This window comes from Pseudomonas sp. GM102 (assembly GCF_000282555.1).
In the GTDB taxonomy this organism is placed as follows: domain Bacteria; phylum Pseudomonadota; class Gammaproteobacteria; order Pseudomonadales; family Pseudomonadaceae; genus Aquipseudomonas.
In genome coordinates this window covers 1-14350 of sequence record NZ_AKJB01000091.1, presented here as the reverse complement: position 1 = coordinate 14350, position 14350 = coordinate 1, and the positions used below count along the sequence as shown (strand labels likewise).

Here is a 14350-nt window from a genome sequence, read left to right as displayed (position 1 = left end):
GATCATTGCCGGGCGGGATGTGACGCTCACGACCACCAACGGCGACGTCGTCAACGAGCGCACGGTGACCTCCCACGACAGCAGCGTTGGCGACTACAGCCACGCACGGGACTTCGTCGACAACGCCGCCCGCATCGAGGCCGCCAACAAACTGGTGATCAACGCCGGGCGCGACGTCCTCAACACTGGCGGTGTGTTGAAAAGCGGTGGCGACATGGCCATCGATGCCAAGCGCGACGTCAGCATCACCTCTGTGGAGGAGCGCAAGTCCGAAAGCCGTACCAACTTCCTCGACTCAACCCTCACCCAGCACGGCGCAGAGGTCAGTTCCGGTGCCGGCCTGACAATCGATGCCGGCCGCGATGTGGCAGTGGTCGCGAGCAAGATCGACGCCAAGGGCGACGTGACCATCGAGGCCAAGCGCGATGTGTTCTTCGGTGCCGCTGCCGACGAAGAGCATTCCTACTTCAAGGACAAAAAGGAAACCCGACAGGAAGACCACGTCAGCCAGGTCGGCACCACACTGGAGGCCGGCGGCAAACTCACGCTCAAGTCCGGCAAGGACATGACCCTGATCGCCAGCGACATCAGCACCGGCAAAGAAGCCTACCTGCACGCCGATGGCGACCTGCAACTGCTGGCCGCGCAAGACCGCGACTACTCGCTGTATGACATGAAGAAAAGCGGTGGTTGGGGCAGTAAAAAGACCCAGCGCGATGAGGTGACGCAGATCACCCACATCGGCACCGAGATCAAGACTGGCGGCAATCTGACGTTGTCCAGCGGTGGGGATCAGCGGTATCAGGTTGCGAAGCTCAACAGTGATCGGGACATCATTCTCGACAGTGGTGGAAACATTACGTTTGAAGGGGTGAAGGACCTTCACGACGAGAGCCATACCAAAAGCGATGGCGACCTGGCCTGGTTTGAAGCCAAAGGTTCGGGCACCACGGATGAAACCCTTCGTCAGAGTCAACTCGTCGCCCAGGGACGACTGGTGATCAAAGCGGCTGGCCAGATCAGCATCGACATCAAACAAGTCGATCAGCAAAGCGTCAGTCAATCCATCGATGCGATGGTCAAGGCCGATCCGCAACTGGCCTGGTTGAAGCAAGCCGAAGCACGCGGCGATATCGACTGGCGTCAGGTGAAGGAGATTCACGAAAGCTTCAAGTACGACAATTCAGGTCTCGGGGCGGGGGCGAAGATCGCCATCGCCATCCTGATGTCTTTCATCATGGGGCCGGCGGGGCTGGGCTTGGTGAGCGCTGGTGCCGGGGGCGCAGTTGCCACCAGCCTGGCGACCACCGCCGTTACCAGCACCATCAGCAACAAAGGCAATCTGGGCGCGGCGTTCAAAGAAACATTCAGTGCTGACAGCCTCAAAGGCGCCGCCATTGCCGGGTTCACCGCGGGCATGCTCGATTACGCGGACACCAATTGGTTTGCCGGTGCATCGGAAGGTACAAAGTCCATTCTCACCAGCACCAACTTCACCGACATTGCGGCACGGGTAGCTGGCCGTGCGGTGATTTCCAGCAGCATCTCAACCGCCATTGGTGGCGGCAGTTTTGGCGACAACCTCGGTGCGGCACTGGTGGGGGAGGCGGGCAATGTTGCCATGGCTACCGGGTTTGACTGGATTGGTGACATTACGATCAAGTTCCCGGAAGGCAGTCTTGAAAAAGTCGTTGCTCATGCGTTGATGGGAGGCTTGCTATCGAAGGCTACTGGCGGTGATTTCGCCACCGGCGCGGCAGCAGCGGGGCTTAACGAAGCGCTGATGAATCAGCTGATCAGCCTTGCGGATGGCAACGACCAGTTGCACGTAATGATGTCGCAGTTGACGGGGCTTGTGGCCGCAGCGGCGGTGGATGGGGATCTTCAGCAGGGAGCAGATATTGCGAAGAACGCCACGACTTACAACTATCTAAATCATCGTGGTGTTGACGATCTGGTTAAAGAGCTGAAGGGATGTCGAGGAAGTGAAAACCCGGAAGTTTGTCGACAAAAAGTAAAGGATCACTACGCCGAAATAAGCTCCAAGACCAGTGGTCATGCCTTGTTCGATTGCAAGGGTTTTGCGGAATGCAACGGCCAGCGGACTGAAGCTGAAGGAGGAACGCTAGCGCTGGAGGACTACGACGCACACGGTGACTTGAATGCTGAAGAACGGGCCATCATTCAGGACTTCCAAGATAGTAACCACACGGATGAGGTGAATGCCACGCATGTAACGATGCTGGGGGATCACAAAGAAATCGCTGGCATTGTTTTGACAGGTGGGCTTGGGGCTGGAGTCAAGACGGTTGGGCGGGCTGAGGGTACTGCCACTGCTGTTGGAGACGATCTGAAAAATCTGAATCCTACCAGTGCTTTAACTGATGCCGAAGCTGCAAGCAGGGCAGGGTCGATTGCTAAGCTTCTTGATGATGCTAGCCATCAGTTAGAACGGTATATTGGATCCTTTAGTAACAAGTATAAGCCACCAACTGTTATCGGCGCCGTTGATCCTTGGACGGGGAAAATAGTCACTACATCGAGCGGAGCTGTCCCGGGTACAATTGCGCCTGAATTAAAGGCGTATGCTGATAGCTTGGGTGGTTTGGGGGTTAAAACCGCGTGTGGTAATACGCTGGGACGCTGTGCTGAGTTTAGGGCTGCCAATGAACTGCTTTTGAGCAACCCAGGTCTAAAACTTAGCGATATCAAATTTACTGCAGCGGTTCGTCCGAGAACAGGAGAGGTGGTTCCTCGTTGTGAGAACTGCACTAATATATTTGGAGCTGAATGATGGAAATGGATGAGGAGTTTTTAGAGATCAATGATTTAGATTGGTTTGCTTCCTACCAAGGCGGACTGCTCGCGCATTTTGCGACGGGAGGTCGAGGTTTTGTTCCCGATGTAGTAAGAAAGTCCATTTCTGAATATGAGGAGATTTATGATTACTTTCATTCTATAACTGGTGGTGTTGAAGTTGAAATTGTTGAAAGTAACCTGCCTGTATTTAATGATGGTGTTCAGCGTGAGCGCTACTTGCGGTCATTTGTTGATATGGCAAGAAGAGGGTTGTTTAGCCATGATGTCAGTGATGATGGTGGTTACAAGTTGATAGCTAAACCCAAAAAATGCAGGGAGTATTGTGAGTTGCCAGTGGAGGTTAAAAGTATTCTTCATGTGTTGTCTGTAAAAGAATTTGCAATTATAAAAAGGTAACCGGGGGCAGGCCACGTTTATCCTGAGGGTAGGGCAGGGGGCATTCGATTTAAACGTGGTCTGTCCCCGATTCCCATTGGTGGCGCGATCGGGGCCGGAAAAATTGGAGATCTGCCCCTGCCGGAGGGTGGTTTAGCAAAAATTGTCTTGCATGCGGGCTTGGGTGGCTTGCTGGCTGAAGCGATGGGCGGTGATTTCCGCACCGGAGCGCTGGCAGGTGGCGCCAACGAAGTGTTGGTCGGATTGCTGGGCGACAAACTTTTACCTTCAAACCTCGTTCCGGGTTCTGCGGAGTACAACCAGGCCCAGGCCAACATTCTCGCGCTATCGCAAATTGTCGGTGTGCTAGGTGCGGCGGCTTCGGGTGGGGATGTCGGGGTTGGCGCTGCGGTGGCGGCGAATGCTACGCAGTACAACTATCAAGCTCATTGGGGCGATTTTGAAGAGAGCACTGATGCCTGCAGGAAAAATCCGACAAATATAGGGTGCTCTACGATTTTGAGAATGGCAGGAGTGACTGCGCAGCCTCTTGGAAACGGTCTCATCCAGAACCTTGATGCATCTGGTAGCGCTGTCAGTTACACGATTCTAGGTGTAGACGGTAAACCGCTACTGATCATGGAGCCCAAGGAGTACGAGCTCTATCGTCAGCTTCCTGTGGCATGGCAGGAAGGGTATCTTTCGGTACCGGCGTGGAAGCTGAATCTCGCCTCATCGATTCAACGTACGCAGAACGGCGAGATAGCTTCCGGGTTGGATCATTATGGCTATATGCTTAGTGAGCCAGAATACTGGGTTGACCTGATTGTTGGGACGGCACTGAGCTATACCGCTGAGCTTTTGCCTCTGGCTGCAGGTGTAAAAGGAACGGGGGCTGTTGTAGATGACGCGATCAAGGCATTACCAGCTCCAAGGCAAATAGATGCATCATGGAGCGCGAGCACTTACAACAAGGGTGGTCTGATGACAGGTATTGAGCATGTATTCTATCGCCACGGACCTGACTCAGGATTTGCGAATGTTAGTAAGTTTTCGCAAGGAACATCTGTTAATGATGTCTCTAGTTTTGTTGATAACGCATTGAGATATGGGAAGGTAACTCCTAATGGTCCAGGTGGGCACGTTATTGAGTACAACGCAGGCAAGGTGATTGGAACAAGCGTCTCAGGCGCTCCAACATCGACAATCAAAATAAATGTTCGGGATGGTGTGATTCAGACTGCATTCCCGTACTAGTTAGGAATGGTTATGAGCAGTGGCAGCACACTAATAGACCGATTTGTCGTCCAGGAGTTGGACGACAGCGTTCGCTCTATTTTGAAAAATGCCTTTGATGAGCGGATGCGCTCAGAGAGCGTTCTGCTGAGGGCGTTCGAGTTTAATTGCTTTGACGTTTCTCTGGATTTTGAAAAGGGTATTGTCACATTGCAAGATGTTCTTTCTGCTGGAGAGAGTAGCTCTCTTGATATACCTATGCGTGATTTTATCTCTGCTTGCGGTTTGAACGTCTCTGGTTAGTTGTAGACGCCTGGATGTGAAGTCGGCGGCAGCTACAAACGGTGCACCAAGCATAGTGATGCCAAATGATGACTTGTGATTTATACGGTGTGGAGTGTTTGAACTTGGCCTCGACAAAGGCACAGATAGAAGAGCTTGCTGGAATTCTTTTTGAGGAAAGGGATAGTACTTACCATGGAGGTGTAACCGGGGACAGACCACGTTTATTCTGAGAGTGGGACAGTACTTCAGCCCTCTAACTCATATTCCTGTGGATTTTTAAGGATGAAGAATTTTTCGTATTATTGTTCCTTGCCAGACTCTATGGCTGAGGATGAATTACATGCTGAGTTTCTCGAACTTATTGATAATTGTGCGCTTGGTGAGTGTGAGAGCTCTGAGGTTGTAGGGGGTTTTCTTGAACTCAGTGATCGTCAATGGCAAACGTATACAATTTTGGCTGGGGCTTTAAGAGAGGAAATAGAACGGGTCTTAATCTTGCGTTGGAATGGGAGGGATTTGGAGGCTGTTGAATGTCTTATGGCTATTGCTGCAAGGCTAGGTCTTGTTGGGTTGTTCCGGTTTATCCTGAATCAGGATGTTGATAATCTGTCGTCCGAAGTCGCAGCTGAGATTAAAAATGCGAAAGGTGAACTTGGTGATAATGTCGATGATCCATATAGTGGTATGTAATTAGTTGTATTGATGGTGGATAGTTGTGGGTGGATTGTGAATAACTAATTCCCATTTTTATATTTTTACTACGTCTTACGGTCTTCATTTTCAGAAGAAAATGGGGCTGATTTATTTATTGCTTGGTTGGTTTGGTGAGTTAAGATAAACGGGGATAGACCACGTTTATCCTGAGGGTGGGGCAGGGCTCATTCGATATAAACGTGGTCTGCCCCCCCTATTTTCATGCTTCGTATAAGAACGTTAACATACCCCCTATAATCCGCGACTGCGCCCAATCTCCAGGAACAACTTCACTATGGAAGCAAACATGCCTCAGCCTTGGTACACCACACGTCCCGTCCCGGTCTTCATGACTGTCTTTTACTGCTTTATCGTCTTGATTCAAGCGGGTCTTTGGGTGGTCAACGAAGGATTTGAACAAACCCGACAAGGGGATATTTCGATCCTGGTATTGCTCAATGTTTGTACCGTAGCGCTTCTGATGTGCGTAGGCGGGTTGATGTTACTGGGCAGGAAAAAGAGCAGCTCGTTGTGCTTTATCCTAGCGTTGGCATTGGGTGTGACTTTCTCCCTCAGCCAGATGCGCAGCGATTCTATCGTGCACCTGCTGACGCTCCCGATGTTTAAGGAGTACGCCCTGGTCTTCGGGATCTGGGTATACAGTCTGCAGCTGCGCGGGAGCAGCTATTTCTATCCCGCACCGTCTGCTAGCTAGTCCCACAACCAAGCGAGCTAGAACAAGCGAAAATCAGGATTGAACTCAGGGACGCTCTCAGACGCTACCCCACTGATGCGTTCTCTGCCGGCTAAAGTCGTCCTGGTTCGACCTGTAGGGCGCGCCATTATTATTTTTCAATCCTCCCGCTGTTCCCTTGGAAAAGAATCGGTCTAAAAAGCCCGACCCAGGCTTCGAATGATTTGCTATTCTGAAGCTGTAGGTGAAGACGCAGACTGATGCGCAAAGGGATAGCGAGGAAGCGTGGGGCGCGCTCCCAAGGGTACACGGTTAGAAAGATCTCCGCGCTGAGATCCAGCCCTTATGCCGTGTGAGGCAGAACAGCCTAAAGTTAAAAATCCTGTTCTGTGAGAGGCCCGATAAACCTTGTAAGCCAGAGACCAGCGCTGGCCACCTACATCGATTCCAAAGCCCGCCTTGTGCGGGCTTTTTCGTATTCGCGAGTCGGTTAAACCATTTCAGCCACGACGCGTTCTTTGTAGCAGCTGCCGAACGCAGCCTCGCAAGCTCGGCAGCTGCTACAAGCCGGACGCAAGCTTCGGCAGCTGCTGCAGATCACATTACGATTTAACTCACGGCACTCGCTTTTGCGGTTGGCGCCCGCGCATTTGATTCATCGCGCTCTGCCTGTCTGACGTGAGCTGCAAACCCAGACTGATCTGAAGCGGTCGGTAGTGGAGAGCACTGACATGGTGGCGATGCTGCCGTCGCGGCTGGTTCGCGATGCGGGGGCGTTGGAGGTGGTCGAGCCACCGCTCGATGTCCCGGGTTACGAGATGTCGATGCTCTGGCCCGAGCGGGTTCATCGTGATCCTGCGCATCAATGGCTGCGCGAGTTCATTGTGAGTGCGTTGTGAGGGGCATCAGTTGACCACAATCCTGTGGGAGCGGGCTTGCCCGCGAAGGTGGTGTGTCAGGCGACATTAATGCTGTAAGTGCCGCCGCCATCGCGGGCAAGCCTGCTCCCACAGGTTCTGCGCTGCCATGCCGGTTGTGTTCACTCCAGTGTTTGGCTAATCTCGCACAAACACGCAAAAACAGGCATAACCATGCAGGCCGAGCATTCCAGCGCCGAACTCCCGCAGCTGCGCCGTCAGAAAATCCTTTTGATCCTGGAACGCGACGGCAAGGTCATGGCCTCCGAGCTGAGCCAGCATTTCGATGTGTCCGAAGACACCATCCGCCGGGATCTGTCGGAGCTGGCCAGCGCGGGGCTGGTGCAGCGGGTGCACGGCGGGGCGTTGCCGCGGCCCAAGGACACGGGCAAGGATTACTTCACCCGGGTTGGCGAAACCGATGAAGTGAAAACCCGCCTGGCCCAACTCGCCGCACGCCGCGTCAAAAATGGCCAGATCGTGATTTTCGATTCCGGCAGCACCACGCTGCAGATCGCTCGTTCGCTGCCCGCCGACATCTCCATCACGGCCATCACCGCGTCGCCGATGATCGCGATCACCCTGGCCGAATACAAAGACATCACGGTGATCGTCGCCGGTGGTCAGCTCAATCCCGCGACGATGTCTTCCGGCGGCCATGAAACCCTACGACTGATCGAGGGCATCAAGGCCGATCTGCTGTTCACCGGGGTCTGCGCCATTCATCCGGAAGTCGGTATCAGCTCGCTGCATTTCGATGAGGTACCGGTGAAGCAGGCGATGCTCGCCAGCGCTTCCCATGTGATTGCGGTTACCACCGCAGACAAACTGGGGGCGGTGGAGCCCTTCGTTGTTGCGCCTTGCAACTGTGTGCATACGCTGATCACCGAGCGTCACGTGGCCTCGGGCAATGTCGAGGATTATCAAAAGCTGGGGATCGAGGTGGTGCAGATAGACGCTTGAGCGTCATCGCGCTCAGTGCTGCATGGGTTACGCTGATAGCAACGACGGGAGGAATGCAGCCATGACTGAGCGCCATATGATCCACTCGGAAACGCTATCGAACGGATGCACGATCAAGGTTAAGGCCGAGATATTGAGAGACGGTTCGCTGGGGATGTTCATCGGTGTTTACTGGCCGGACGGTTCGGCCATCGTTGAGGACAACCATCCGTCACCGCATCTGCTGGATATGGAAGCCGCGCTGGACTGGGCCATCGAAAAAGCCAAAACCATCGGCAATAGCCAAAGAACGCTGTAAGGCCTAACGCCGTCATCGCAATCTTTGTAGCAGCAGCCTCGCCAGCTAGAAGGAGTACATTGCGGAATCATTGAGCATCTGGAAGGTCGTATCTGCGGTTTGCACGCACTTCGATTGAATTCGTGGATAGCGTCAACTCAGCCCCGCAGCTCTGACCTTTGCTTTTAGGATGTTCAAATGAAGCGCACCGCGATAATGACCCTGGCCATTGCAGCTACTCTCTTGTTGGGAGGTTGCTTTCCTCACTGGGAAGATGACGACAGGTATGATCGGGATCACCGCCGTGAATACCGTCGCGACCATGATCGAGGCTATGACCAACGTGATGATCGAGGGTATGACCGGGATTACGACCGTCGTGATGATCGCCGTCGTTACCGCGATCGGGATCGCGACGACGATTGATACTTGCCCGCCAGCCTTCAGAGCGGGCACCACCGCTCTGATCTGCTGTCAGTTATGCGAGGCCCAACCATGGGAATTCTGCCTGGACGTTTCACTCGGCATGTCAGCCACTGGCTGATCGCGGCGGGTATCGGCCTGACCGCCATAATGCCCAATGCGCAGGCACAAACCCCACCTCAAGCCACTCAGGAAATAAACAGCTTGCTGGACTTCGTCGAGCACAGTGAGTGCCGGTTTGTGCGCAACGGGAGTGAATACCCAGGTGCTCAGGCCCGGGCGCATCTGGAGAAGAAGCTGGAGTATCTCGAAGAGAGGGACAAGGTGAACAGCGCCGAAGACTTCATTGAGCTTGCGGCCACCCAGAGCAGTATGAGTGGCCGCGCCTATGAAGTGCGCTGTCCGGCGGGGGTACAACCGGCCAGCCTCTGGCTGAAGACCGAGCTACTGAGACAACGGCAACGTCATTGATTTGCGTCTTGATGGGCTAGCGCAGTAGATGCACCGCCAGCCCGATCAGCCCGCACCCCATCAACACCTCGATCACACCCCGCTTGAAGCGGAACAAGGCGATGGCCGCTGCAATGGCGATCAGCGCCGAAGGCCAGTCGAGTTGGCCGCTGAAGCCGTTGGGCCAGAGCACGTGGTAGCCGAAAAAACACGCCAGATTAAGGATCACGCCGACCACCGCCGCGGTAATCGCGGTCAGCGGCGCGGTGAGCCGGAGTTCGTTGTGCGTCGACTCCACCAGCGGACCGCCGGCGAGGATGAACAGGAACGAAGGCAGGAAGGTGAACCAGGTCACCAGCGTGGCGGCGAGGGCGCCGGCCAGGAACACATGATCAGGGCCGAACACCTGCTGAACATAAGCGCCGACAAAACCGACGAAGGCCACCACCATGATCAGCGGCCCGGGGGTGGTTTCGCCAAGCGCCAGACCGTCGATCATCTGCGTAGGTGTCAGCCAACCATAATGGCCGACCGCGCCCTGATACACATAAGGCAACACGGCGTACGCGCCGCCGAATGTCAGCAACGCCGCTTTGGTAAAGAACCAGGCCATCTGGGTCAGGGTGCCTTCCCAGCCGAACAGTGCGGTGAGAATGCCCATCGGCAATACCCACAAAGCCGTGCCTACGAGCAATAGGCGCAGCAATTTAAAACTGCTGAAACGAGCGTGTTCGGGAGGCGGGGTGTCGTCGTCGATCAAGGCCGGGCCGAAGGATTTTTTCGTAGCGCTGTGGCCCCCGGTGCGAAACCTCTCAGGCGCCAGACGTCCGCCGACATAACCGATGATCGCGGCGCCCAGCACAATTAACGGGAAGGGCACATTGAACACGAAGATGGCCGTGAATGAAGCCGCGGCGATTCCCCACAACCAGTTGTTCTTCAATGCCCGCGAGCCGATTCGGTGGGCCGCCTGCACCACAATGGCGGTCACGGCAGGCTTGATCCCATAGAAAAGGCCGGCCACCACCGGCACTTCGCCAAAGGCGATGTATACCCACGACAACCCGATCAGGATGAACAGCGAAGGCAGCACAAACAGCGCGCCGGCAATCACGCCGCCCCACGTCCGATGCATCAGCCAACCGATGTAGGTTGCCAGTTGCTGAGCCTCAGGCCCGGGCAGCAACATGCAGTAGTTGAGCGCATGCAGAAAACGCCGTTCCGAGATCCAACGTCGGCGCTCCACTAACTCCTGGTGCATGATCGAAATCTGTCCGGCCGGCCCGCCGAAACTGATGAAGCCGAGCTTCAGCCAGAACAGGAAGGCTTCTCGCAGGCTGATCGCCTCAGGCTTCGGCAGCTCCTGTTCGACGGTCGAAGAGGGGGCTTTATTCAAATCACGATTCCTTTTTCAACTGTCGATTCAAGCCTTCACGGCGTACCAAACATCGCCGTCCAGTAAATGCCTGCGTCACTCTTCGGGTCCACCGCGTAAGCCGCACCCAGCTCGCGAAATTGTGGGTTCATCAGGTTGGCGCAATGACCCGGGCTGGCCAGCCAGCCATCGACCACCTTGCGCACGGTGTCTTGCCCGGCGGCGATGTTCTCGCCGACCTGCTGGCCCGCGTAACCGGCCAATTCCGCTCGATCACCCGGTGTGCGGCCGTCGCGGTCCTTGTGATCGAAATAGTTATTGTTGGCCATGGCCCGGCTGTGGGTCTCGGCCGCGGAGCCCAGTGTGGCGTTCCAGGCCAGCGGTGTCGTGGCGGTAAAGGCTTGGGTGCCGCACTGGCGCGTCTGGGCGCGGGCGCTGTTCATCGCTTCAAGCAGTTTCTGTCCCTCCGCCTGCCAGTCACCCAATCGCCCGGTCAACAGCGGACGCGCCAGCACAATGCGCCACTCACGGCCATTGCGGCTGACGCCGATGTCGACAAATTGCGGGTCCAGCACCACTTGGCAGAAGCTCTCCTGAATCGCCTTCATGGCGGACGGCGCATCACGCGGGCCGGACAGGCTGATCGCCTGCACATTGACCATCGGATACGCCGCGCGGGCCAGTGCCTGCTGCAAGTCGCCGATGCTGTTGGCGGACAGGACCAGACGCGGATCGCTCGCCAGTGGTGGCAACTCCGAAGACGCCTGGCCACCGCAGCGCTGCGCCTGGCTGCGGTAAACGTTGATCGACTCGACCAGCTGCGTTTCATCGGTCGCCGACGCGGCGACGCTGAACACCAGCCCGAATGACAACACGGCAAGATGCAAAACGGATGACAGGCTGCGCATGAAAATCTCCCTTGGACGGACTGCACTCATGATGCGCGATCTCCCCCCTGCGTACGCAATGCCTTTTTGCGCCGACATGCGTTTATTGTCAGACGGCTGGAATGACTTGCGACGACTACAATCACAGCAGGTCAGCGCTACAACATCGCCGTTTCATTGCTCAAGCCAGTGTCATCGGAAGGATCGATCATGCGATTAAAATGGGTAGTCACCTGCTTCGCAATCATCCTTCTAGGCGGCCAAGTGTTGGCGACTGAGCAGGAGCAAAAACAGGAAGTAGCCGAAGACAAAGCGCAGGTCCTGGAACAGAAAGCGGCCGAGAAGGACAGCGAACTTCCGGTACCCAAGTCCGAGGCCATCACCACCTCCGAAGTGCAGGCGGTCGATCCGGCGGGCGCCGCGCCGCTGGACGACGCCATTACTTGCTTTGCACGCAGCATTTATTGGGAAGCCAAGGGTGTGGCGGATGCCGACATGGAAGCCGTCGCCAATGTGGTCATGAACCGGCTGGGTCACGAGGGTTTTCCAGATACGGTGTGTGCCGTGGTCAAGCAAGGTTCTGAAGCAGGTGCCTGCCAGTTTTCGTGGTGGTGCGACGGACGTGCGGATCAGGTAAAGGAAGACGACCAATATGCCCTCGCCAAGGAGATCGCGCGCAAGGCGCTCAACAAGCAACTCACGGACCGAACCCATGGTGCTTTGTATTTCCACGACAGAACGGTGAAACCCGCCTGGGCGAAGAAATACACCAAGACGGCGGAGACTCGGAAGTTCCTGTTCTATAAACCTCGTGGCGGGACGGCGAAGTAGGTGCGGATAGCTTGAGGATCATTGACGGAGGGTGCTACCCGTACAATTTTACGGATTCTTTACGGTGGATATTCTCCCTCGCGACGATACTTGCCGCGTTTTTTTGATCATGAAAATGCGTGCAATCCTTCCTCCTTATCGAGAAGCTACCCGTGAGCGAAACAGCGACCCCGGCCCATGAAGAATCCCATTCCAGAACCTCGGGAGTGGGTTTGCTCGTCGCTGCGGTGGGCGTGGTTTATGGGGATATCGGCACCAGCCCTCTTTACACCCTCAAGGAAGTGTTCGCCGGTCACTACGGAGTCCAGGCTAATCACGACGGTGTACTGGGCGTTCTGTCGTTGATCTTCTGGTCACTGATCTGGGTCGTCTCGATCAAGTACGTGCTGTTTATCCTTCGTGCCGACAACCAGGGCGAAGGGGGCATCATGGCCTTGACGGCACTGGCACGTCGGGCCGCTGCGCCGTATCCCAAAATGAGCAGGGTGCTGGTGTTGCTTGGCCTGTTTGGCGCGGCACTTTTTTACGGCGACAGCATGATCACCCCGGCCATCTCGGTGCTCTCTGCGGTTGAAGGGCTACAGCTTGCGTTCGATGGCATTGAGCATTGGGTGGTTCCGCTGTCCGTGGTCGTCCTGGTAGCACTGTTCCTGATACAGAAACATGGCACGGCTCGTATCGGCATCCTGTTCGGCCCGGTCATGGTGCTGTGGTTTGTGGTGTTGGGTGCACTCGGCATTTACGGCATCTTGCAACGGCCGGAAGTTCTGCAAGCGCTGAATCCTGCGTGGGCGGTGCAATTTTTCGTGGTTCATCCGGGCATTGGCGTCGCCATTCTGGGCGCCGTCGTGTTGGCATTGACCGGTGCCGAAGCACTGTATGCCGATATGGGCCATTTTGGTCGAAAACCCATTGCTCGTGCCTGGTTCATCCTGGTGCTCCCAGGCTTGGTACTCAACTACTTTGGCCAGGGCGCGCTGATCCTCGGGAACCCTGAAGCGGTACGTAATCCGTTCTATCTATTGGCACCTGACTGGGCGTTGCTGCCGATGGTCGCGCTCTCGACACTGGCCACCATCATCGCCTCCCAGGCGGTGATTTCCGGTGCGTTCTCACTGACTCGCCAGGCCATTCAGCTGGGTTACGTGCCGCGTATGTTTATCCAGCACACCTCCAGTCAGGAGCAGGGGCAGATTTATATCGGCATGGTGAACTGGGCGCTGATGGTCGGCGTCGTGTTGCTGGTCATCGGTTTTGAATCGTCCAGTGCACTGGCGGCGGCTTATGGCGTGGCGGTGACGGGGACCATGCTGATTACCACCATTCTGTCCTCGGCCGTTGTATTGCTGCTTTGGAAAACACCTCGCTGGCTGGCTATTCCGATGCTGTTGGGTTTTCTCATGGTGGACAGCCTGTACTTCGCCGCCAATGCACCGAAGATCTTCCAGGGCGGTGCGTTCCCGGTGATCGCTGGTATTGCCCTGTTCATTTTGATGACCACCTGGAAACGGGGCCGAAAGATCATTGTCGAGCGACTGGACGAAACCTCGCTGCCGCTGCCGTTGTTCATCAGCAGCATCGGCTCGCAACCACCTCATCGTGTGCAGGGTACCGCGGTATTTCTGACGGCCAGGGCGGATGCGGTCCCTCATGCCCTGTTGCATAACCTGTTGCATAACCAGGTACTGCACGAGCAGGTGGTGTTGCTTACCGTGGTGTCTGAAGACAGCCCGCGCGTGGCGGCGGACCGGCGATTCGAGGTCGAGGCTTATGGTGAAGGGTTCTTTCGAGTGAGTCTGCACTTTGGTTTTATCGAGGAGCCCGACGTGCCTCTGGCGTTGAGCCTGTGCCATTTGAAAGAGCTGGATTTCAGCCCGATGCGCACCACTTACTTCCTCAGCCGGGAGACTGTCATCCCGACCAAACGTATTGGCATGGCCCGTTGGCGCGAAAGCCTGTTTGCGTTTTTGCTGAAGAACGCCAACAGCAACCTCAAATACTTCAAGTTGCCGCTCAATCGCGTGATCGAGCTGGGCACGCAGGTTGAGATGTAGACGCAATGGGACCGCAAATGCGGCTAATGCCATACAATTAAGCTTAAATGCAATCCCTGTGGGAGCGGGC

General features: G+C 55.7%; 14 protein-coding genes and 1 pseudogene. 13 read left to right on the top strand and 2 right to left on the bottom strand.

What is annotated here, in order from left to right; translation table 11 throughout:
• The 11 genes and pseudogenes from PMI18_RS0129715 to PMI18_RS07090 all read left to right on the top strand — a co-directional run.
• Positions 1-2794, top strand: a 2794-nt coding sequence (locus PMI18_RS0129715; RefSeq protein ID WP_033036782.1) for a DUF637 domain-containing protein, incomplete at its 5' end; no start/stop codon positions are given.
• Positions 2791-3216, top strand: a complete 426-nt coding sequence (locus PMI18_RS07065) for a hypothetical protein (RefSeq protein ID WP_238542619.1) — start codon at positions 2791-2793, stop codon at positions 3214-3216. The genes PMI18_RS0129715 and PMI18_RS07065, both read left to right, overlap by 4 nt.
• 168 nt (positions 3217-3384) lie before the next feature.
• Positions 3385-4452, top strand: coding sequence for a hypothetical protein (locus tag PMI18_RS31615; protein ID WP_238542618.1), 1068 nt, complete (start codon positions 3385-3387; stop codon positions 4450-4452).
• A 12-nt stretch (positions 4453-4464) separates the two neighbouring features.
• Positions 4465-4734, top strand: a complete 270-nt coding sequence (locus tag PMI18_RS07070) for a hypothetical protein (RefSeq protein WP_007904587.1) — start codon at positions 4465-4467, stop codon at positions 4732-4734.
• A gap of 264 nt (positions 4735-4998) precedes the next feature.
• Entirely contained in the window at positions 4999-5406 is a 408-nt protein-coding gene (locus tag PMI18_RS0129705) for a hypothetical protein (protein ID WP_033036778.1), read from the top strand.
• A gap of 310 nt (positions 5407-5716) precedes the next feature.
• Positions 5717-6124, top strand: a complete 408-nt coding sequence (locus tag PMI18_RS07075) for a hypothetical protein (RefSeq protein ID WP_033036779.1) — start codon at positions 5717-5719, stop codon at positions 6122-6124.
• A 689-nt stretch (positions 6125-6813) separates the two neighbouring features.
• Positions 6814-7002 (top strand): annotated as a pseudogene (locus PMI18_RS30660) (LysR substrate-binding domain-containing protein); the annotation flags it as partial.
• A gap of 192 nt (positions 7003-7194) precedes the next feature.
• Positions 7195-7983: a DeoR/GlpR family DNA-binding transcription regulator gene (locus PMI18_RS07080; RefSeq protein ID WP_007904584.1), complete on the top strand. Its 789-nt coding sequence runs from the start codon at positions 7195-7197 to the stop codon at positions 7981-7983.
• 61 nt (positions 7984-8044) lie between these two features.
• Positions 8045-8281 carry a hypothetical protein gene (locus PMI18_RS07085; RefSeq protein ID WP_007904583.1) on the top strand — a complete coding sequence of 79 codons (237 nt, stop codon included), beginning with the start codon at positions 8045-8047 and terminating at the stop codon, positions 8279-8281.
• 177 nt (positions 8282-8458) lie between these two features.
• On the top strand, positions 8459-8686 hold the full coding sequence (locus tag PMI18_RS31970) for a hypothetical protein (RefSeq protein ID WP_007904582.1): 228 nt from the start codon (positions 8459-8461) through the stop codon (positions 8684-8686).
• A gap of 69 nt (positions 8687-8755) precedes the next feature.
• The gene (locus PMI18_RS07090; RefSeq protein ID WP_007904581.1) at positions 8756-9154 is read left to right on the top strand and encodes a DUF5329 domain-containing protein; all 399 of its coding nucleotides are present in this window, start codon (positions 8756-8758) and stop codon (positions 9152-9154) included.
• A 16-nt stretch (positions 9155-9170) separates the two neighbouring features.
• On the opposite strand, the gene chrA is transcribed toward PMI18_RS07090, so the two are convergent.
• Together chrA and PMI18_RS07100 are read right to left on the bottom strand one after the other, a co-directional pair.
• A complete protein-coding gene (chrA, locus tag PMI18_RS07095) occupies positions 9171-10529 on the bottom strand; it encodes a chromate efflux transporter (protein WP_007904580.1) in 1359 nt (452 codons plus the stop codon).
• Between the two features lie 35 nt (positions 10530-10564).
• The gene (locus tag PMI18_RS07100; RefSeq protein WP_007904578.1) at positions 10565-11416 is read right to left on the bottom strand and encodes a CAP domain-containing protein; all 852 of its coding nucleotides are present in this window, start codon (positions 11414-11416) and stop codon (positions 10565-10567) included.
• Between the two features lie 189 nt (positions 11417-11605).
• Here PMI18_RS07100 and PMI18_RS07105 point away from each other — a divergent pair, with 189 nt between their 5' ends.
• Both PMI18_RS07105 and PMI18_RS07110 read left to right on the top strand, forming a co-directional pair.
• Entirely contained in the window at positions 11606-12226 is a 621-nt protein-coding gene (locus tag PMI18_RS07105) for a cell wall hydrolase (protein WP_007904577.1), read from the top strand.
• Between the two features lie 152 nt (positions 12227-12378).
• The gene (locus PMI18_RS07110) at positions 12379-14280 is read left to right on the top strand and encodes a potassium transporter Kup (RefSeq protein ID WP_007904576.1); all 1902 of its coding nucleotides are present in this window, start codon (positions 12379-12381) and stop codon (positions 14278-14280) included.
• Positions 14281-14350: the final 70 nt, after the last annotated feature.